The organism is Clostridium ragsdalei P11 (assembly GCF_001675165.1).
Classification (GTDB): Bacteria; Bacillota; Clostridia; order Clostridiales; family Clostridiaceae; genus Clostridium_B; species Clostridium_B ragsdalei.
This window is the reverse complement of record NZ_LROS01000004.1, coordinates 31,127-50,151: the sequence shown is the minus strand read 5'-3', so window position 1 is coordinate 50,151 and position 19,025 is coordinate 31,127. Positions and strand designations below refer to the sequence as shown.

Below are 19,025 nucleotides of genomic sequence, written 5' to 3'. Positions count from 1 at the left end.
GTGGAAAATGATGAAAAGAAAATTTGGATTTTTTAAAATAGTTGTAATTTTATTTTTTTATGTTTTACCGTTAATTAGTATTATTATAGATGTATTTATTTTTAAGAATACAATGATTGTACAGGTAGTACTTAAATGGTGTATTTTCTTTGGAGTAGGACTTAGACTTTTTACAGCGGGCTTAAAGCAGTCTTTAAATCCAGCATTTACGGCGAAAGGTATATTTAATATCACGGATGAAAAGGTATTTCCTATTGTAAGGGAACTTGGATTTGCAAATATCTGCTTTGGACTTATTGGAATAACATCACTTTTGGTTTCTAATTTTAGATATACAGCAGCATCTTTAGGAATTTTGTTCTATTTTTTGGCATTTATGCAGCATATGATTCGAAAAAATAAAAATTCTACAGAAGTATTTGTTACCATCACTAATCTTTCAATTGTACTAGAATTACTTATTCCTATGTTTATCATTCTTGTGTAATGAAAAAAAGACTGTTACACTAAAAAATAGTAAAGTTGTTAAAATGATTATAGATAAATTAATAATTTATGAGGTGATGTTGTTGAGATTAATAGCAAATTATATATCACTTTTAAGAATATTTCTTGCAATTATGATGTTATTTGTAAGACCTTTGAGTGGACCATTTTTTATAATTTTTGTTGCTTGTCAAATTACTGATGTTCTTGATGGATATGCAGCAAGAAAAACACATACCACAAGCAAACTAGGTGATAACCTTGATTCTATTGGAGATTTTATAATGATATTGGTATTAATAATTGTACTGTATCCAGTTATTAAACTGACAATTAGAATTATCATCTGGGTTTTCATTATAGCAATAATTAAAATAATATCAATGATAGTGATATTTATAAAGTATAAAACTTTTGAAATGCTTCATACTTATGGAAACAAGTTTACAGGATTTATACTGTTTGCATTTATAATATCACTTGCCTTTGTGCAATCAAATATGATTATGTATATAGTTTGTACTATTGCAAGCATTTCTGCTAGTGAGGAATTATTGATTAATTTGTTTTCAAGTGAATTACAAATAAATAGGAAAAGTATTATTGGAGTGATAAAAATTGAGAGAAAAAATATTAGTAGTAGATGATGAAGAAGATATAATATCTTTTTTAAAAGATTCATTGGAGGAAGATGATTATGAAGTTTTTACTGCCTCTAGTGGTGAAGAAGCCCTGGAAAAAATAAAGCTTTATCCAGATTTAATATTACTTGATATTATGATGCCAGGTAAAAATGGATATGAGGTATGTAATGATATAAGAGATATAGTAAGCTGTCCAATTATTTTTTTAACTGCTAAAGGAGAAGAAAGAGACATAGTTAAGGGGCTTGCTTCTGGTGGAGACGATTATATTCAAAAGCCATTTAGTTTAAGACAATTAAAAGCAAGAATACATGCTCATTTGAGAAGGGAAAAAAGAAACGCAAATAATACTGAAAAGGCCAATTTATACTTTAAAAATGTAAGTATAAACTTAAGAAATAGAGAAGTTTACTGTAATGGCCAGTTAATAATTTTAACTAAAAAGGAATTTGATATAATTGAATTTTTGTCGGTAAATTGTGGACAAGTTTTTTCAAAGGAACAGATATATGAGAAAGTATGGGGTTATGATGCTGAAGGAGATTCAGCATCGGTAGCGGAGCATGTTAAAAAGATAAGACATAAGATTCAAAACTTTGATCCTGAAGAAGAATATATTTCTACTGTCTGGGGAGTAGGGTATAAGTGGGAAAAATAAGACTAAGCCCAAAATCTGGTTTAGTCTATTTTTATGCAATAAATATAAAAAGTTTATAATTATAATTTAAAACTTTAAGAAAACTTTAAAATTGCCTCTTATAATTACCTTGTGTTTAAAAAGTATTAGTAATTAGGAGGCATTAATTTATGTCAAGTGAAAAAATTGCAGTTAAAAATGTGAGCAAAAAAATAGGGGAAAAAACCATATTGGAGAATATTTCCTTCGATGTTTATGAAGGTGATATCTGTGGTTTTATTGGACCTAATGGTGCAGGAAAAACTACTATGATTAGAGTAATAACAAATCTAATTTCACCTACGGAAGGAGAAGTAACTATAGATGGAGCTAATGTAGTCAAAGAAAGAAAAACTGCATTATTAAAACTTGGAGCAATAGTTGAAGAGCCTATATTCTTTCCATATATGTCAGGAAGAAAAAATCTTCAGAACTTAGCTATGTTAAATCCAGCTATGTCAAAGTCTGAACAAAAAGAAAAAGTGGAGGAGGTTTTAAAGATAGTAGATCTTCAAGATAGAGGCTCAGATAAAGTTAAAACTTATTCCTTAGGAATGAAGCAGAGACTTGGTATTGCACAAGCACTTTTAAACAATCCAGAAGTAATTATTTTAGATGAACCTGCAAATGGACTTGATCCAATGGGCATGAGAGATTTAAGAGAACTTATATTTAAGCTCCAAAAAGAAAAGAAAATAACCTTCTTTATATCGAGCCATTTGTTAGATGAACTTCAACAGCTTTGCAATAGATTTGTAGTAATAAACAAAGGAAAACTTGTATGGCAGGGAAGTAAATATGAACTAGAATCCATGGGCAAAAGCGGCAGATTAGAGGATGCCTTTATAAAATTAGTAAGTGGATGTTAGGAGGAAGATGTGATTATGAAACAATTATTTATTAGTGAATGGCAAAGATTGTGGAATAGGAAATCTACTTGGATTTCATTTATGCTAATACCACTGGCAATTATAATTGCTATAAAACACTATATTAAAATAGATGCTTTAATTACTCTAAATAGCCCTAAATATGTTTCTTGCTTAAATTTTCCAAGCGTAATCTTAAGAAACGAAAGCATATTGGTTTTTGATGTTATAGTAATCCTTCTTATTATCATGGCTGTAACCAGTGAGTATAGAGAAGGGCAAATGAGAATGGTAATGCTAAGAAGTTTTTCTTTTAGTGAAATTTTCAAAGTAAAGTATCTAGTTACGTTGAGTACAGTATTTTTACTTTTAATTACGAATTTTATTTTAAGCAGCTTTTTAGGATATTTAGCTTTACCAAAACAGGAAGTTAAGTTTCCTTATTATTCAAATAAATTTACAATAAATGAAAGTATGATTTACAATACAAAATACTATGTTATTTCCTTTTTAGTTTTAGCTGCTGTTATATCAGTTATTATATGTATATCAATGATGTGTAAAACTACTATAGGTGCACTTTCAGCTAGTTTAGCATTTATACTTGTGTCTATAATTTTACCAGAGATATTTTCCTTCCTTATGGATAATACTTCTCAAATATATAACATTTTGTACTTTTCTTTTATTACAAGAATTCAATATATAGGGATAGAAACACTTTTGGCACAAACGCCTCAGCAAGTGGGGATAATATTTACATCCATTGCTTTTCACATAATTGTCTTTTATTTAATTGCACATAGTTTATTTAGTGATCAAGATTGTTATTGTTAGGAGGTAACACGAATATGAAAAGATTAATAGTTTCAGAATTTCAAAGAATTTTTGAGAATAGAAGAAACCAATTACTATTAGCATTTTATTTAGGTATGATAATACTAATGTGTATATTTAGGTATATAAGTCCACAGGGCTCCTATGATGGTGTAGATTATAATGTAGATTTGAACAGACTTAATTTTTCACCTTTTGCATTTTATGAAATAAGAGTAGAACTAATATATTTAATTTTGCCTATTTTATTTATATCTTCAATCAACTATGAGCAATCCATAGGTGCTTTTAGAATGTATGTAACAAGACCGTATAAAAAATATGAATTTATAGTAAGCAAATGGGCAGCCTTAACTGTAACTACCTTTATACTAATGTTCATAGCGTTTATAATAAGTACAATTTTCGGATATCTGTTTATGCCTAATGCATTAAGTGTAAAGTTTTATAAAATACAACAGGAATTTTCAATGTCTGGAGCACTTTTATACACTGCTAAATTTTTCATTATACAATTTATAATAGCTTTATGTGTCTTATCAATATCAAGCATTATTGGATTAGTAATAAGTAATTCTATAATTTCAATTTTAGCTGTTATAGCTGCACTTGTAGGTTTGAGCTTATATATAAAGCCCTTTGAGTTTTTAGATAAAACTACAAAATATGGTTTTCATGTTTTATCAAATACAGCTCCTATGAGTTTTTACATTACTTTAATAAGCACCTTGCTTGGGGGATTACTTGTAAGTATATTTTTATGGCAAAAGAAAGATTATCTTTATTAGGAGGTGATTTTATTGAAAAAAATTGTAATTATAGTGATTTGTGCATTTATATTTATACTAATAGGTATTGGAGTCAATAACCAATATAGTAAATATAAATCAAATAAAGCTGTACAGGCTTTTAAAACTAAAGCGGTAAATTTAAAAACAGTAAAATATAATAGTGGTTTTGAAGATTTAATGCCTTTAAAACCTATATTAAAGGATAAAAGAATTGTTGCTATGGGAGAAGCTACCCATGGAACTAAAGAATTTTTTCAGATGAAACATAGAATGTTTCAGTTCCTTGTGGAAGAAATGGGTTATAATGTTTTTGCTATGGAAGCTTCACAGCCTGACTGTATGGCAGTAAATGACTACATTTTAAATGGTAATGGCGACCCGAGTAAGCTTATAAAAAATTTAGGATTTTGGACCTGGGATACTAAGGAAGTTTTAGATATGGTAGAATGGATGAAGGAATATAATAAAACACATGAAAAGAAAATTAAATTCTATGGTTTTGACATGCAGTCCAGCCATACAGCAGCTCAAAATGTTATAGATTATTTAAGAAAAGTTGATCCATCCTATGAATTAAGTGTACATGAAGTGCTTTCAAAGTTTAATGACAAAACATTAGATTATGGAGTAAAAAAGCAGCTTCCAATTGATGGAATTAAGGAGATAAAAAATGTTTTTGAAAAAAACAAAGATGAATATATAAAAAGGTCTTCAAAAGAACAATATGAGCTTTATATGCAAAATTTAAATGTCATATGTGAGTTTTATGATATGTTCGGCACAGGAGGCAGTGATTTTCAAAAAGAAACTAAAAGAGATAAATATATGGCGGAAAATGTAAAGTGGATTTTAGACCATGAAGGAGAAGACAGCAAGATAATGCTGTGGGCACATAATCTACATGTGTCAAAAGGAATAGACAAGTTTGGCGGTTCAAATTCAGATTATCCAGAAGGAAATGTAAAGAGAATGGGCTCAAATTTATATGATATGTATGGCAACAAAATGTATGTTATTGGCTTTGAGTTTAATAAAGGTGATTTAAGAGCCAACTATACAAATAAGGAAAATGGACAAGCAGTTAATGGAAAATGTACCTTAAAAGCAGTAAAAGAAAATTCAGCAGCATACATCTTCTCTAAGGTAAATCCTATTTTTTCCATTGATTTCAACACTTGTAAGAAAAATAAATATGCAAAAAACATTTTATCAAAACCTCAATATTGTCATGATATAGGTGCTGTTTTTTCTGGAGAAAATGAAAGTTTTGAATCTGAAATTTTAGACCTTCGATATGATGGATTGATATTTGTAGATACTACAAGTAGTGCAGAGCCTAACTAATTATATAGGAGCAGATTACATATGGGGAAATTAAATATAATAAAAAATATAACTTTTAAGAGACAATTTATGATTTCAGTGATTTTGGTGATTATATTAAGCATTTTTTTTGCCATAGTAGGTTTAATATTGGATATTTCTCTTATTAATAAAGGAGTAATATTAAGAGCAGGTTATTATAGTGATTTAGTACCTGGAATAAAACAATATATAAATAAGAATAAGGATAAAATATTAAATAAAGATTTTAAAAATGAACTTGAAAAAGTAATACCTACAGTTGGTATTGAATATGAAGTAGTAGATTCAACTGGTAGGCTTTCTTATGGCTATTTTAAAAAGTCTATTGCATCAGAAGTGCCTATAAGTAAAGAGCAAACAACCAAAATTAATGGACGGATAAATCCAGAAATTATAATGTCTATCCCTATTATAGATAACAAAGACTTAAAAGGAATGGTTATATTAAAATATTATATAAGAAGTAGTGCTAAAAATTCTAACTTTAACTTTATTGCTAGGTATTCAGATACTTTTGTAGTACTTTCTCCATTTGTGTATATCATATTATTTAGCATATTATTTGGTCGTAGATTTAACAAGAAATTAAATGTACCTTTAGAACAGTTAATGGAAGCTGCAGAAAGAATAAGAGTTAGGGATTTGGAGTTTAAGATAAGTTATGAAAATGATAATGAACTTGGAAAACTCTGCAAGTCATTTGAGGATATGAGAGTAGATTTAAAGAAGTCATTAGAAAACCAGTGGAAAATGGAAGAAGAGAGAAGAGAAATAGTAAGTGATGTTGCACATGATTTAAAAACCCCCATTACAATTATAAAAGGGCATGTAGAGGGACTTTTAGAAAGTAAGAAATTAGATAAGGACAAGCTATATAGATATTTAAATTTAATAAACAGAAATATAGATAGAATGTCCAATCAAGTTCAAAGGATAAATTTACTAACTAAGATTGAAAATGAAACTTTTAAACTAAGTGATAGTGAATGTGATTTAATAGCTTATATAAATGAAAAAGGTATGGATTATGATGTACTAGCACAGGGTAAAAAAATAAAGTTTGTATGCAATATTCAAGATTTGAGAAGCTCTAATGATCTAATAAAAGTGGATACTTATGTATTATCAGAAATACTTGATAACTTAGTTTCCAATAGTTTAAGATTTACTAAAGAAGATGGAAGAATAACTTTAAATTTAAAGTTAAATTCAGATAAAGTGATTTTTTCTGTTTGCGATACTGGATGTGGATTTTCAAGAAAAGATTTAGAAAATGTATTTAAAAAGTTTTATGAAGGGGATGAATCCAGGTCAAAGGAAAAAGGACATTCAGGTTTAGGACTTTATATTGTCAAAACTTTGGTAGATAAATTAGGTGGTGCTGTTGAAGTTAAAAATAATGATGAAGGTGGAGCTGAGGTCAAAATTTGTATACCTATAAATTTATCCGATGGCTACCAGCCGTAATACCCCCATCGCACACAGTGAAAGCGACTATCGCCAAATCAAAGATTTGGGATATCTGCTTTTCTTATAAAGTGGGGGATAACGGCTGCTACGCCCCTGGATAACGATTTCTAAGTTTCAGATGGAGAAAAAAACTCCACCTGAAACCAAGAACTCTGTTTATGTAAGGAGGAATTACATTTATGCTAACACACATTGGTACTATACAGATTGAAACGGAAAGGTTAATTTTAAGAAGATTTGAGTATACAGATGACGAAGATATGTTGAAATACTGGGTTAGCAATCCTAAAATTCAATCCATGTACTGTGAGCCAATTTATACAACAAAACAGGAAGTTAAAAAACTTCTTAATAAATATATAAGCTCCTATGAAAAAAAGGATTATTATAGATGGGCTATTATATTAAGAAGAATGGATGAATGTATAGGACAGATTGCATATTTCCTAATGAATACAGACAATCGTTTTGCAGAAATTGAATACTGTATTGGAGAACTATTTCAAAGAAAAGGACTTGCAACTGAAGCTACAAAAGCTGTTATTCAATACGGATTTAATAGGATAAATTTACATAAGGTGCAAATATGTCATAAGTCAATAAATACTGCTTCTCGTAGAGTAATTGAAAAATGTGGATTCGTCTATGAGGGCACATCCCGGGACTTTTTTTACGAGAATGGAAAATATATTGATAGGCTTTATTATTCAATTTTAAAGGATGAATTCAAAAAATTCAAATAAAAGTGCATAGTAAAAGAATTATTTATTTAGCAGTAGGTAGTTATTTTTATCCGATGACTACCGGCTCTAATAATCCCACTTCTCCAAGTGGGATTAAAGAGCAGCTACATCCCTGGATAACGATTTCTAAGCATCAGGTGGAGTCAAAACTCCATCTGATGCCAAGAACTCTGTTTATCATGACAAGAGAAACTAAATTAGAAATGGATGAGAGTCTAAAACCCTTATTTGTAAGGATTTTAGGCTCTCATTTGTTAGTTATTTAAGAAAATATCTTTTGCAACTGAAACAGCATTTAGGACTCTTGGGAAACCAACATAAGGGATGCACTGTAGAAAAACTTCTATAATTTCCTTTTCTGTTATTCCAACATTTAAGGCACCATTAATATGAACTTTTAGTTGTTTTTCACATCCACCTAATGCAGTTAGAGCAGATAAAGTAACAAGTTCTCTCTGTTTTAAGTCAAATGTTGGTCTGGTATAAATGTCTCCAAAAGCAAATTCAATAATGTATTTTCCTAAGTCTGGAGCAATATCCTTAAGAGATTCTACTACTTCTGTTCCACCTGTTCCATCAACTTCATTAAGCTTATTTACTCCTTTTTCATATCTATTTTCCATAATTGAAATACCTCCTAATTTCATGATAGTATTATCATATATGATGGAGTTAACTCCATGTCAATAGGGGGAATCAAATTGAATTATTATATTGGAGAGTTTTCTAAAAAGATTGGTTTAAGTATTGATACATTGAGGTATTACGAGAAACTTGGTTTAATTTATCCTGAGAGGAACAAGATTAATAGAAGAATATATAGTGAAAAAGATGTAGAGTGGTTAAAGTTTATAATTCGTCTAAAAGAAACAAATATGCCAATTAAAGATATACAATATTATTCTAAATTGAGATATGAAGGAGACAAGACACTGGAAGAACGATTAAAATTATTAGAAGAGCAAATGGACAGGTTAACTTTTGAAAAAAGTAAAATAGAAGAGAATATACTGCATCTTGAGAAAAAAATCAATACATATAAGAAAATGATAGCTAAAACTAAGGTTTTAAAGTAAAAGATATTGCAAAGCCCCATTAGTAACTCTTATACCTTCCGTTTAAATAAGATCGGCATAGGATTTCTCAAAGGCATTGCTATTCAAGGTTAGAAAATAATATGCTATAATATACAATATATAATAAAAATTCCATTAAGGAGGTATAAAAATGAGTTCATCTGTAAATAGTATTTCTAGTGGTAATTCTTATGCCTATCCTGCAGTAACAGATAGTAAAGATAACAGTAATGATACAAAGAAATCAAAAAAAAGTAAACAAGTTATATCAGAAAAGGTAGGAAAATATTATTGTACATATGTAGTAGATGAAAGTAATAATAAGCATTTAATAAGTAAAATTCCTATTGATAAAATGGAAAAGCAAAAATCGTCGCAAAATTTAACAGGGTATGATGCGGCACAATACTGCTTATCTGCTTTATCAGGTAAAATTCATATGTCTATCGACCATAAGGTAAAAAAACAAGGTGCTAATGAAACAGACTTATTGCAATTAATGAATGTTTTAAAGGGAGGCACATTTTAAATTAAAGTTATATTTAACTGCTCTATATTTAACATAGTGTAGTTAAATATAACTTTTTATTGAATGACATCATTCATTGTGATATTATATATTTAATGAATGATGTCATTCAACGTGAGGAGAAAAAAATGAGCAGAACAGTTAAAGAACCAGAAGAGAGGAAAAAAGATATATTAAAAGCAGCACAAAGGCTGTTTAGAGAAAAAGGCTATGAAAAGACAGTCATAAGTGACATTGTAAAATTAGCAGGTATAGCTCAAGGTACATTTTATATTTACTATAAGTCCAAAGAGGATGTCTTTCTTGCAGTACTTGAAAATTTATCAGAAGAAAGAGTTGGAAAAATTATTGATATTCAAAAACGAGAAGATCTAAATGCAATTCAAAAGTTAAATTTAATTGCAAAAATTGAATTTAACTTAAATAGAAGACAAGATGATTTGCTTTTAGAGCTTCATACTGAAAAAAATGCTGGAGTTCACCAAAAGTTTATTATAAATTCTATAAATAAACTAATACCTGTTTATGCTTCAATTATAGAACAGGGAGTAATTGAGGGAGCATTTAATACTAAGTATCCAAAAGAAGCTGCAGAGTATATGCTAGTAGCTACTGGATTTATGTTTGATCCTGGAATTTTCCATACAAATCTTGAAGATTTAAAAATAAAGGCTAAAGCTGCTGAAGATATAGCTGAAAGAATATTAGGAGTACATAAAGGAATTTTAAATATACCCGATATTGACCAATTAGTGAAGGGAGAAAATTAATTATGAAGGTAATTTTTAAAGATGACCAATTTTCATTTCAGGTACTGAGACTTCTTGGAGGAGCCACTTCTGGGGCTTCTGATATAGGAGAAGTTATTTCAACTGCAAACAAGATAGTAGAAGGAGATTTTGAAAGCTGGTGCATGGAATGGACTAAACTTGCAAAGAGAATTCATGAATTTGCAGACAAATGCTATTTGGAAGGCCATTTGGTTAGCGCAAAGCAGGCATATCTCAGAGCTTCTAACTATTATAGGACAGCTGAATTTTATTTGCATGAGAATCCAAATGATCCAAGAATAAATGAACTGTATGATTCAGGTATTAAATGTTTTTCCGAGGTTATGAAATTAAGCAAACCTGTTATAGAAGCTGTTAAAATACCATACGAAAATACAACACTTCCAGGACATTTTTATCATGAAGGAGATGAAAAAAAACCTGTTTTAGTTCTTGTGAATGGATTTGATGGAACTAAAGAAGAATTTTATGGAATAGCAATGTCAGCATTAGCAAGGGGTATGAACTTTTTTACTTTTGAAGGTCCTGGACAGGGAGAAGCTGTCAGAAAGCAGCATTTATTCTTTAGATATGATTATGAAAAAGTTGTAACACCTGTAATAGATTATCTAATTTCAAAAAAAGAAATAGATCCAAATCGTATTGTGCTTATGGGGGAAAGTTTTGGAGGATATCTTGCCCCAAGAGCGGCAGCATATGAAAAACGTATAGCAGCTTGCATTGCTAATGGAGGGGTATATGATTTCATGGGGTTCAGGAGACCTTCTAATTTTTCAAGGGAAGGTTTTTTCGAATATGTGCGTAATAATCCAGAAGAAGTTAATAACATTATGTATGAAGAGATGAAAAAAAGTTCAGCTATTAAGTGGTCAATTTCAAATGCAATGTATGTATTTGATGCAAAAACGCCTGCTGAGTGCTTCCTAAAAACAGAAAATTATTACCTTAAAGGAACAGCAGAAAAAATTGAGTGTCCTACACTTGTTATTGATACTGAAAATGAAGGATACTTTAAAGGACAAGCAAAACTTCTCTATGATAATCTCAAGTGTAAAAAGGATTTTATGCTTTTTACTAAAGAAGAAGGTGCTGAAGAACACTGTCAGGTTGGAGCTAAGTTAATTGCAGGTGAACGTATTTTTAACTGGATTGAAACAATCTTAAATAAAAAACATTAGAATATGGAATATATATTTTAAGAAAAGAGTGTACCATGAATGTTCTTATTTTGACATTTATAGGTGCATTTTTATTTTTTGGTAAATCTTCAATTGCAATTAGCAAAATTTACATATTTATCAATTTATGAGTAGTATAATTTAATTACAAAATTTTTTATATTTGTGGATAGAATATGTTAATTGGAGGGGGAGATACTTGTGAACAGTTTAAATCCATTTAAGATTATATCTAATATTGAAAATGAATCATTAGAATTTGAAAAAATGGCTGTTAAGGATGCTGTGGGTGCTGCAATTATTTATGGGATTATACTGTGTCTTATAGGAGGTTTTACAAGAGTTTTTTCTATAAATAACAAATCTCAATTAGAGATGTTTATGCTCAATACAATTATGGCATTAATGATACTTGCTGCAACTACAATTATATTTTACAAACTTTATATAATTAGGTCAGATAAGGATCTTTTTTTAAAAGAAGTTTATAAAAAATTTACTATAAGAAATATTTTTTATGCAACTGTAGCTATAGTGGGATTTAGAATTATTTCCAATAACTTAGTGATTTTTGTGCTTGATCCTTTTAGTAAAATACTAATGCCTAAATCTATGTTGAAATCTATTGGTGAAATTATTCAAATGCCGTTTATCATATATGTTTGCATTGTTGGACCTGCTATGGAGGAATTTGTATTTAGAGGAGTTATACTTGGAGGGCTATTAAAAAAATATTCAGGTAAAAATTCAATAATAGTATCAGCTTTATTATTTGGTATAGTCCATTTAAATGGTATCCAATTTATTAATGGCTTTTTACTAGGCGTTTTACTAGGGTATGTTTATGTGAAAACAAAGTCAATATACCTATGTATGTATTCTCATATGTTATTTAATAGTATTGCGTTTGTACTTGCATATGTACCGTATATGAATAGGACTCAAAATTTATTTGTAGTTATTTCCCTTACAATTTTAGGAGTTGTATTTATAATTTATGGATTAAAAAAAGTAAGTAAATGTAAGGATTTAGATAAGGTACCTAGAATTTGATGAATATTAAAAAATGTATAATAAAGGGTTAGTTTCATAGTGTAATATATATAAATTTTTAATAAAAACTACACATTTGAAAAATAATATTAGAGATTAGAAATTTGATTTAAAAAGGAGAAAATTGATGAAATTTGTAAAAAAAGTATTCCTAATTTTTAGTATTATAATTATTTTTAGCAGCAATATAGGGCATGCCTCAGTACGTTTGAATAGTAAAAATAGAAAAGTTACGTTTGACGAAGCACTTTCTACAAGTAAGAAATATCAATCTTTAGGAAAATTTCACTCTGCAATTAAAGGATATAATTCAATACTAAAAAGTGAGGCACCAAGGCATATTAAAAATGAAATACTTGTCTATAAGAAACTAGCTGAGGTAAAAAAACCAATTTCCACAAAATATAGATATTGTCCAAATTTTATTCAACTAGTTTCTAAATCAAAAGAGGAGTATAAGTTAAATGGATATTCAGTTGAATTAAGTCATTATTATAGTCCCTATAAGTGCTATTTTGATTGTGAAAAGAATAATGATGAAAATTGTGATGATTTTAAGTTAGATGCAAATAATATACCTATGCGTAAATATAATGGTAAGTTTTGTTATAATCCTGTATCAGTGGAATTATATGCATTGTCTATGTATGGCAAATATATAAATGGAAATGATACAAAAAAAAGTTTTTTAAACTGTGCTGATTTTTTAATTAATTATATGGATAAAAGAGGTGCTCTAAAATATAATTTTGCATACAATCACTATGAGGACTTGAAGCCGGGATGGACATCGAGTATGGCTCAAGGTCAGGCTTTAAGTGTATTTGAAAGGGCATTTAAAGTAACGGGAGATAAAAAATATGTAGAAGCCGGAAATAAAGCTCTAAAATATCTTATTACACCTGTTTCAGAAGGAGGTGTAATGGATACATTGGAGGCGCTGGACACAAATTTAAAAAACAAGATATTTTTTCAGGAATATGTAAATACTAATAGTTCCTATACATTAAATGGATATATTTTCACTTTAATGGGATTATATGATTGGTGGCACGTTAAAGAAGCTCAAAACAAGTACTATTCCAATGTTGCCTATGAGTATTTTAATAAGGGAATTGACAGCCTTAAATGTATTTTGCCTTACTACGATATTGGAGGTTTTACAAGTTATGATTTGTACTATATAACAAACAATTCCAACCCCAATAGTGCAGGATACTATCATTCCGTACATGTAAAGCAGCTTGACACAATATATTATATTACCAAAGACAAGTATTTTAAGGATATGAGAGATCTATGGAATAGTTATGTTACACTGATATAAAATAATATTTTTACTGATTTGTGAGTTTCATCTATGATATCTGTAAGTTTACTTTTAGCTTCGATTCCTCTTACGGAAATTCATGTAAGAAAATTATTTTATAAAAATCGAATAAAAAGGATATAAAAGTTGGCTTGAATATAATGGCTTATTATTATAGATAATAAGCCAGAGGTGATACTAATGGTTAATAAGCGTAAAGTTAAAGATAAGCAATATGAAAAGATGGGAATAAGAAAAAATTCACAAGGAGACTTTGAATATATAAATCCTGAAGATAAAACTAAATCCAAATATAATTCTGTTAAAAAGAGTTAAATCTCATAGGAGGAGGTCCACTTAACCAACGGTTTGTTTTTGCTAGTTCAATTATATTGTCACATACACATTCAGCAATGGTTTCACAATTTAATTGTGCAAATACAGACCTATAGGGGTACTTGTATCAAACTGTTCCTTTATGCTTGCATGGTCAAGTCAGTAACATACTAGAGCATCAAATTTATCATTCTTAACATTTTTTATCATTTGCTGAAACTGAGGCATGTCCATATTTCCACAGCTAAAGCCTTCATTATCATAAATTACAAATCCGATTTCTTTATCAAAATTTTTATTGGAGTATTTTCACGTCATATCTTATCATATAGCCTATCATCAATATGTGTTTAATTTAATGTATAAACATTTGATCTGAAATTCATTTTATTACAGAGTTCATATACCAAATATTTACAAAAAGAAAATTAATTTTCTTATTTCTATTTTTTTTTGTAATATATAGCAGGAAAATCTAAATTATTGTAGAATTTATAAATTAAAACATTATAGGAGGTATATGAAAAATGAAAAATTTGAAAAAGAATTTCTTAAACAAAAGTATGAAAATGGTAGGTTATTTGTCTTTGTTTCTGGCAGCATTAGTTATAACTCCAGCATCAGCAGGTTGTGGTCATCAACCCCAATGTCCTGATGAGCTTTTAAAGTAATATACTAATTTATGATTTTTTATAAATGTTGTGATTAAAAATTTTATAAAAATATTAATTTGCAACATTTATAAAAAATTAAATTTAAAAGCAAAGGAGGATAAAATATGATTATTATAAGAGAAATAGTATCAGATACTATAGAAGCTTTACTTATTTTAGGTATTTTTGAAGCGCTATATGATAAGAAAAAATTTATAATTCAAAATAAAATTAGAGCAGAACTATTTTGCACATTGTATATTTTGGGAACTTATTGGAGTACATTTCATATCTCCTTGACTTATCATTCACTCATTCTTGTAATATTTGATATTTTATTACTTGCTTGGGTTACAAAAATAAGAATATTTGATTCTACGGTTATAGTTTGTTTATTTTTTACAGTAATTTTTAGTACAGAATTTTTTATTGAAATTATTGAAATGTTTGCATATAATGTAGATTTAAATCAAGTTATTTTAGATCCTAAATATGCTAAAATCATGATAGCAATTTCTAAAGTATTACAAGTTTTTATTGTAGCTATGATTCTTAAATTTAATTCCTATTTTGTTAAACTCAAAATATTTGAAAAAGAAGGGGTCATTTTTTCTAATTTAATAATTGAATCAGGAGTAGTTACTCTCTTTGCATTTTGTATTAACTTTAGTATTCTTAATATAAAAAATATACAAATCTATAATATCTTAATTTTTACTGTATATTTCATATTTTTAATTTTTAAATTCAAAAACTTAAAAGAAAAACAAACACTTGTAAATATAAATGCTAAGTATAAGGTTAAAGAAAGCCAAATTAAAAACATGGAGGAAATAATTAGCATAATAAGGCAGGAAAAACATGATTTTGGAAATCATATTAATGTTATACAGGGATTATGTTTGTTAAACAAGCCTAATACTGTTGAAAGAATAAATGACTATGTGTTGAAAATCTCAGATACCGTACAATCAACTTTTAAATACTTGGATACGGGAAATGATTACATAGATGGATTGCTATCTATCAAAAACAATTATGCCATGAAAAATAATATAGACTTTGAAGTAATGATTGATGAACCCTTTGATTTGATAAAAATTAGACAGAATGAATTGATAAGTATAATAAGCAACCTGGTAGACAATGCTTTTGAAGCATTTCAATCTAAGTCATATACAGATTATAAGGAGATAGCCGTCAGTACTTTTACAGAACATGAAGATTTTTGTATTGAAGTAGCTGATAATGGGGATGTCATTCCAGAGAACATGAGAAAAAAGATTTTTGATAGAGGATTTTCCACAAAAACCACTAAGAAAAGTGATCACGGCTTTGGATTGTATATTATTAAGCAATTAGTTGAAGAAAATAATGGAAGAATATATGTGGAAAGTAGTCCTGAAATCACTAAGTTTTTAGTGAAATTTAAGATAGGAGGATAAATAAATAATGGAACTATAACATAAGATAGCTCTATTATTTATCTGTGAAAATTATAGATATCGAATTAGTATTTTTTGTTTTCAATTTTTAAATTTCTTATTTTTAGTGAAGACATAAATAATTTTGGTATTTGATAAATACATATGTAAATTATTGTAGCAAGAATAACTCCTCCAACAATATCTATAATTGAATGTTGTTTTATAAACACTGTAGAAGCACATATCAATAGAGTAGCTATAAGTGATAAATTTTTAATTAAAGTTTTATTTTTTAATTTATAACAGTTAATTAATCCTATATGAACTCCAATGGAATTACAAACATGAATGCTTGGAAATACATTGTTTGTGCCATCATGGTCATAAATAAAATTAACTAGCCGAGAAAAAATATCTTTACCTGGTACACTTGGTCTGGGAAATTGAGAATTTGGATATAGTATAAATATTATAAAGGAAATAGTCATGCTTAATGAAAGAAATAGCTCCATTTTATAGAAATCTATTTTTGATACAGAACCAAGATATACAAAACCAATAGACATATAAGCAAACCATAAGGTTAAAAATATAAATATAGTTAACGATAAAAAGTGGTTGTATTTTTTATAAGTACTTTTTGCTAATAACATCATTTTCTTCCCTGTTAATATATCAAAGCTTATTAACACTATAAAGTTGTAATACTAAGATGTTTTATTGTCACTTAAAGCTATACCTAAAGTAGAGCCAAGTGCTATTCCCAAAGCAAGATTATGGAATGATGTTCCAAATAGAATTCCTAAACTTATTCCAAGAGCCAATATTTAAATACATCTTATGTTAAGGTTCAACCTGTGTAAGTTAGACATTAAAAAGGGAGCCCCGGAAATCCGGAGCTTTTTCAATTTCTATATTAATATATAGATTATAATTGTTCTACATATTTTTTGGCATCTCTTAAATTAAGGTGTAAATCATGTTTAGCTTCCTTAATTGCTCTAATTTTTTTGCCCTGAGATAGAAGCAGCCTTAATTTATCATCAATATCAGAATCATCATCTGATATTATAATCATATTTTCTGAGTTAGATTTTTTTCTTACCTTATGAATAACATGAACTAAAGCTCCAGCTGAAAGTAATCCAATTGCAAATAATTTTGTTTTATTTTTCATTATGAACCTCCCCTAAATATGTAATATTTTTTATAGTATATCATATATAAGTTAGAAATTTGTAGATAAAAATAAATTTCTAATTTATATTGTTAAAAAATGATTTTGAAGGAGAGCTAAATTTGCGATAAACAGAGTTCTTGGCATCAGATGGAGTTTTAACTCTACCTGATGCTTAGAAATCGTTATCCAGGGACGTAGCCACTCTTTACTCCCACTTGTAGAAGCGGGAGTATTAGAGTGGTTAGTCATCGGATAAACTAAAAGCAGTTAGAATATTATATACTCTGACTGCTTTCATAATTCTCAGTTTCATATTTAGTCTTTTTATATTTAAAGTGTTCAAAAATAGAACTATATATTTTTGTAATGTTTCCTACAAGTACAGCACAAATTATTGTCCCTTCTCGTACTGCTTTTATTTTTCCAAAAGTAAAAAGTGAAATCACTATTGCAATTATGCATAGGGTGGAGTCAAACATAATTTTTATGTTTCCAAATTTTTTCCCTGTTTTATTAGCAATAACTTTTACAACACCTTCTCCAGGATTTATAATTACATTGGCAATAACCTGTAAATACACTCCTAAAGCAAGAGCAAAACAGCCGCAAAGTAAAACAATTATTTTTTCTATATAAATATTTGGATTTACAAAACGAAATATGCTCATTCCTAAATCAACGAACAAACCAAAGAATGGGCCTACAAACACTTGAAGAAATTGTTCCTTTGGAAAATCTTTTCTTAAAATAATTATCTCTGTAAGTAAAAATAAAATACTCAACAAGAAGGTAAATTGTCCAAGGGTAAGATGAAATATCATGGAAAGTACATATGGGACACTGTTGATGGGTGAAGTTCCCATATTTGATTTTGTGGTTAGACTTATTCCTAAACCCATAAAAAATAAGCCAGTTATAAATATAAAATATCTTATAATTATTTTAAGTTTTGACATTAACAATGCCCCCTAATGAGAAGTTTTATTTATAATAATAGTTTCGTATGCAACTATTATTATAATATTTTGCTAATAGAGTGTCAATATTTAGAACAATTTGTTTCTGTTATTAGAAATTTTATTGACATAATAGTTTGCTTATTTTAAAATTAAAGTTGCATATGAAACTTTAATTAGGAGGACTATTATGAAGGATTTATCAAAATATGTTTCTGTGACACATCGCCGTACGCAAATGTTTTATACAGAGCATCTTGAAAAGTTAGAAATTACTAGTGGACAATTTATGTATATAGTCTGTATTTGTGAAAATGCTGGACAGACACAGGATGAATTATCTCAACGATTGATTATAGATAAGAGCACTGTAGCAAAGGTTTTATCACAACTTGAAACAAAAGGATTTATTACTAAAACAATAAATTCAAGTGATAGACGTGCATTCAATATTTTCCCTACAGATAAAGCTATGGCTATTTACCCACAAATATTAGAAATAAAGGATGAGTGGCATCATAGATTGACTGAAAATTTGAGTGATATAGAATGTGACGTTTTTCAAAAGTTAATGGAAAAGGTTATGGAGAATAGTATTAAAAATTGCAAAAAATTAGTTTAAAGTAACAATTTAAAACAAATATTAGACGAAACCA

The 19,025-nt window shown here is 28.4% G+C and carries 24 protein-coding genes; 19 read left to right on the top strand and 5 right to left on the bottom strand.

Annotation, left to right across the window (positions count from 1 at the left end; genetic code table 11):
* Nucleotides 1-10 precede the first annotated feature (10 nt).
* From CLRAG_RS01925 to CLRAG_RS01885, 9 genes are all read left to right on the top strand, one after another.
* Nucleotides 11-487, top strand: coding sequence for a DUF6790 family protein (locus CLRAG_RS01925; RefSeq protein ID WP_065076827.1), 477 nt, complete (start codon nt 11-13; stop codon nt 485-487).
* 76 nt (nt 488-563) lie between these two features.
* Nucleotides 564-1,133 carry a CDP-alcohol phosphatidyltransferase family protein gene (locus CLRAG_RS01920; RefSeq protein WP_083985505.1) on the top strand — a complete coding sequence of 190 codons (570 nt, stop codon included), beginning with the start codon at nt 564-566 and terminating at the stop codon, nt 1,131-1,133.
* Nucleotides 1,105-1,788, top strand: coding sequence for a response regulator transcription factor (locus CLRAG_RS01915; RefSeq protein WP_065076825.1), 684 nt, complete (start codon nt 1,105-1,107; stop codon nt 1,786-1,788). The genes CLRAG_RS01920 and CLRAG_RS01915 overlap by 29 nt, the downstream gene beginning before the upstream one ends.
* A 149-nt stretch (nt 1,789-1,937) precedes the next feature.
* Nucleotides 1,938-2,675 (top strand): ABC transporter ATP-binding protein, encoded by a 738-nt coding sequence (locus CLRAG_RS01910; RefSeq protein ID WP_065076824.1) that lies wholly within the window; start codon nt 1,938-1,940, stop codon nt 2,673-2,675.
* A gap of 15 nt (nt 2,676-2,690) precedes the next feature.
* A complete protein-coding gene (locus CLRAG_RS01905; protein ID WP_065076823.1) occupies nt 2,691-3,512 on the top strand; it encodes an ABC transporter permease in 822 nt (273 codons plus the stop codon).
* Between the two features lie 14 nt (nt 3,513-3,526).
* Entirely contained in the window at nt 3,527-4,300 is a 774-nt protein-coding gene (locus CLRAG_RS01900; protein ID WP_065076822.1) for an ABC transporter permease, read from the top strand.
* Between the two features lie 3 nt (nt 4,301-4,303).
* A complete protein-coding gene (locus tag CLRAG_RS01895; protein WP_242872074.1) occupies nt 4,304-5,647 on the top strand; it encodes an erythromycin esterase family protein in 1,344 nt (447 codons plus the stop codon).
* 21 nt (nt 5,648-5,668) lie between these two features.
* On the top strand, nt 5,669-7,135 hold the full coding sequence (locus tag CLRAG_RS01890; protein WP_207644780.1) for a sensor histidine kinase: 1,467 nt from the start codon (nt 5,669-5,671) through the stop codon (nt 7,133-7,135).
* Nucleotides 7,136-7,317: 182 nt separating this feature from the next.
* Complete coding sequence (locus CLRAG_RS01885; RefSeq protein ID WP_065076820.1) at nt 7,318-7,881, top strand: GNAT family N-acetyltransferase; 564 nt, start codon at nt 7,318-7,320, stop codon at nt 7,879-7,881.
* 254 nt (nt 7,882-8,135) lie between these two features.
* Here the strand turns inward: CLRAG_RS01885 and CLRAG_RS01875 are convergent, their stop codons facing one another.
* Nucleotides 8,136-8,504 (bottom strand): carboxymuconolactone decarboxylase family protein, encoded by a 369-nt coding sequence (locus CLRAG_RS01875; RefSeq protein ID WP_065076818.1) that lies wholly within the window; start codon nt 8,502-8,504, stop codon nt 8,136-8,138.
* Between the two features lie 78 nt (nt 8,505-8,582).
* On the opposite strand from CLRAG_RS01875, the gene CLRAG_RS01870 reads away from it, so the two are divergent.
* The 9 genes from CLRAG_RS01870 (at nt 8,583) to CLRAG_RS01840 (ending at nt 16,251) form a co-directional block, all read left to right on the top strand.
* Nucleotides 8,583-8,957: a MerR family transcriptional regulator gene (locus CLRAG_RS01870; RefSeq protein WP_065076817.1), complete on the top strand. Its 375-nt coding sequence runs from the start codon at nt 8,583-8,585 to the stop codon at nt 8,955-8,957.
* Nucleotides 8,958-9,108: 151 nt separating this feature from the next.
* On the top strand, nt 9,109-9,486 hold the full coding sequence (locus tag CLRAG_RS01865) for a hypothetical protein (RefSeq protein ID WP_065076816.1): 378 nt from the start codon (nt 9,109-9,111) through the stop codon (nt 9,484-9,486).
* A 128-nt stretch (nt 9,487-9,614) separates the two neighbouring features.
* Nucleotides 9,615-10,256 carry a TetR/AcrR family transcriptional regulator gene (locus tag CLRAG_RS01860; protein WP_065076815.1) on the top strand — a complete coding sequence of 214 codons (642 nt, stop codon included), beginning with the start codon at nt 9,615-9,617 and terminating at the stop codon, nt 10,254-10,256.
* 2 nt (nt 10,257-10,258) lie between these two features.
* Nucleotides 10,259-11,455 carry an alpha/beta hydrolase family protein gene (locus tag CLRAG_RS01855; RefSeq protein WP_065076814.1) on the top strand — a complete coding sequence of 399 codons (1,197 nt, stop codon included), beginning with the start codon at nt 10,259-10,261 and terminating at the stop codon, nt 11,453-11,455.
* A gap of 201 nt (nt 11,456-11,656) precedes the next feature.
* Nucleotides 11,657-12,508, top strand: coding sequence for a CPBP family intramembrane glutamic endopeptidase (locus CLRAG_RS01850; RefSeq protein ID WP_065076813.1), 852 nt, complete (start codon nt 11,657-11,659; stop codon nt 12,506-12,508).
* A 127-nt stretch (nt 12,509-12,635) separates the two neighbouring features.
* Complete coding sequence (locus CLRAG_RS01845) at nt 12,636-13,835, top strand: D-glucuronyl C5-epimerase family protein (protein ID WP_083985501.1); 1,200 nt, start codon at nt 12,636-12,638, stop codon at nt 13,833-13,835.
* 183 nt (nt 13,836-14,018) lie between these two features.
* Nucleotides 14,019-14,153, top strand: a complete 135-nt coding sequence (locus CLRAG_RS21195) for a hypothetical protein (RefSeq protein ID WP_023161902.1) — start codon at nt 14,019-14,021, stop codon at nt 14,151-14,153.
* Between the two features lie 527 nt (nt 14,154-14,680).
* Complete coding sequence (locus CLRAG_RS20090; RefSeq protein WP_083985499.1) at nt 14,681-14,824, top strand: cyclic lactone autoinducer peptide; 144 nt, start codon at nt 14,681-14,683, stop codon at nt 14,822-14,824.
* A gap of 107 nt (nt 14,825-14,931) precedes the next feature.
* The gene (locus CLRAG_RS01840) at nt 14,932-16,251 is read left to right on the top strand and encodes a sensor histidine kinase (protein WP_065076812.1); all 1,320 of its coding nucleotides are present in this window, start codon (nt 14,932-14,934) and stop codon (nt 16,249-16,251) included.
* Nucleotides 16,252-16,316: 65 nt separating this feature from the next.
* Here CLRAG_RS01840 and CLRAG_RS01835 read toward each other — a convergent pair whose 3' ends face one another.
* The 4 genes from CLRAG_RS01835 to CLRAG_RS01825 form a co-directional block, all read right to left on the bottom strand.
* Nucleotides 16,317-16,886 carry a phosphatase PAP2 family protein gene (locus tag CLRAG_RS01835; protein WP_065076811.1) on the bottom strand — a complete coding sequence of 190 codons (570 nt, stop codon included), beginning with the start codon at nt 16,884-16,886 and terminating at the stop codon, nt 16,317-16,319.
* A gap of 54 nt (nt 16,887-16,940) precedes the next feature.
* A complete protein-coding gene (locus tag CLRAG_RS21435; RefSeq protein ID WP_476695871.1) occupies nt 16,941-17,057 on the bottom strand; it encodes a glycine zipper domain-containing protein in 117 nt (38 codons plus the stop codon).
* A 104-nt stretch (nt 17,058-17,161) separates the two neighbouring features.
* Complete coding sequence (locus CLRAG_RS01830) at nt 17,162-17,410, bottom strand: hypothetical protein (RefSeq protein WP_065076810.1); 249 nt, start codon at nt 17,408-17,410, stop codon at nt 17,162-17,164.
* Nucleotides 17,411-17,688: 278 nt separating this feature from the next.
* Entirely contained in the window at nt 17,689-18,369 is a 681-nt protein-coding gene (locus tag CLRAG_RS01825) for a YczE/YyaS/YitT family protein (RefSeq protein ID WP_065076809.1), read from the bottom strand.
* Nucleotides 18,370-18,559: 190 nt separating this feature from the next.
* Here CLRAG_RS01825 and CLRAG_RS01820 point away from each other — a divergent pair, with 190 nt between their 5' ends.
* Complete coding sequence (locus tag CLRAG_RS01820; RefSeq protein WP_065076808.1) at nt 18,560-18,991, top strand: MarR family winged helix-turn-helix transcriptional regulator; 432 nt, start codon at nt 18,560-18,562, stop codon at nt 18,989-18,991.
* The last annotated feature ends 34 nt before the right edge of the window (nt 18,992-19,025 follow it).

Bases quoted from the DNA above. Each gene is read 5' to 3' on its own strand.
- CLRAG_RS01925 (WP_065076827.1), top strand. From the start codon at position 11: ATGAAAAGAAAATTTGGATTTTTTAAAATAGTTGTAATTTTATTTTTT.
- CLRAG_RS01920 (WP_083985505.1), top strand. From the start codon at position 564: ATGTTGTTGAGATTAATAGCAAATTATATATCACTTTTAAGAATATTT.
- CLRAG_RS01910 (WP_065076824.1), top strand. From the start codon at position 1,938: ATGTCAAGTGAAAAAATTGCAGTTAAAAATGTGAGCAAAAAAATAGGG.
- CLRAG_RS01905 (WP_065076823.1), top strand. From the start codon at position 2,691: ATGAAACAATTATTTATTAGTGAATGGCAAAGATTGTGGAATAGGAAA.
- CLRAG_RS01900 (WP_065076822.1), top strand. From the start codon at position 3,527: ATGAAAAGATTAATAGTTTCAGAATTTCAAAGAATTTTTGAGAATAGA.
- CLRAG_RS01890 (WP_207644780.1), top strand. From the start codon at position 5,669: ATGGGGAAATTAAATATAATAAAAAATATAACTTTTAAGAGACAATTT.
- CLRAG_RS01885 (WP_065076820.1), top strand. From the start codon at position 7,318: ATGCTAACACACATTGGTACTATACAGATTGAAACGGAAAGGTTAATT.
- CLRAG_RS01875 (WP_065076818.1), bottom strand. From the start codon at position 8,504: ATGGAAAATAGATATGAAAAAGGAGTAAATAAGCTTAATGAAGTTGAT.
- CLRAG_RS01865 (WP_065076816.1), top strand. From the start codon at position 9,109: ATGAGTTCATCTGTAAATAGTATTTCTAGTGGTAATTCTTATGCCTAT.
- CLRAG_RS01860 (WP_065076815.1), top strand. From the start codon at position 9,615: ATGAGCAGAACAGTTAAAGAACCAGAAGAGAGGAAAAAAGATATATTA.
- CLRAG_RS01855 (WP_065076814.1), top strand. From the start codon at position 10,259: ATGAAGGTAATTTTTAAAGATGACCAATTTTCATTTCAGGTACTGAGA.
- CLRAG_RS01845 (WP_083985501.1), top strand. From the start codon at position 12,636: ATGAAATTTGTAAAAAAAGTATTCCTAATTTTTAGTATTATAATTATT.
- CLRAG_RS21195 (WP_023161902.1), top strand. From the start codon at position 14,019: ATGGTTAATAAGCGTAAAGTTAAAGATAAGCAATATGAAAAGATGGGA.
- CLRAG_RS20090 (WP_083985499.1), top strand. From the start codon at position 14,681: ATGAAAAATTTGAAAAAGAATTTCTTAAACAAAAGTATGAAAATGGTA.
- CLRAG_RS01840 (WP_065076812.1), top strand. From the start codon at position 14,932: ATGATTATTATAAGAGAAATAGTATCAGATACTATAGAAGCTTTACTT.
- CLRAG_RS01835 (WP_065076811.1), bottom strand. From the start codon at position 16,886: ATGTTATTAGCAAAAAGTACTTATAAAAAATACAACCACTTTTTATCG.
- CLRAG_RS01830 (WP_065076810.1), bottom strand. From the start codon at position 17,410: ATGAAAAATAAAACAAAATTATTTGCAATTGGATTACTTTCAGCTGGA.
- CLRAG_RS01825 (WP_065076809.1), bottom strand. From the start codon at position 18,369: ATGTCAAAACTTAAAATAATTATAAGATATTTTATATTTATAACTGGC.
- CLRAG_RS01820 (WP_065076808.1), top strand. From the start codon at position 18,560: ATGAAGGATTTATCAAAATATGTTTCTGTGACACATCGCCGTACGCAA.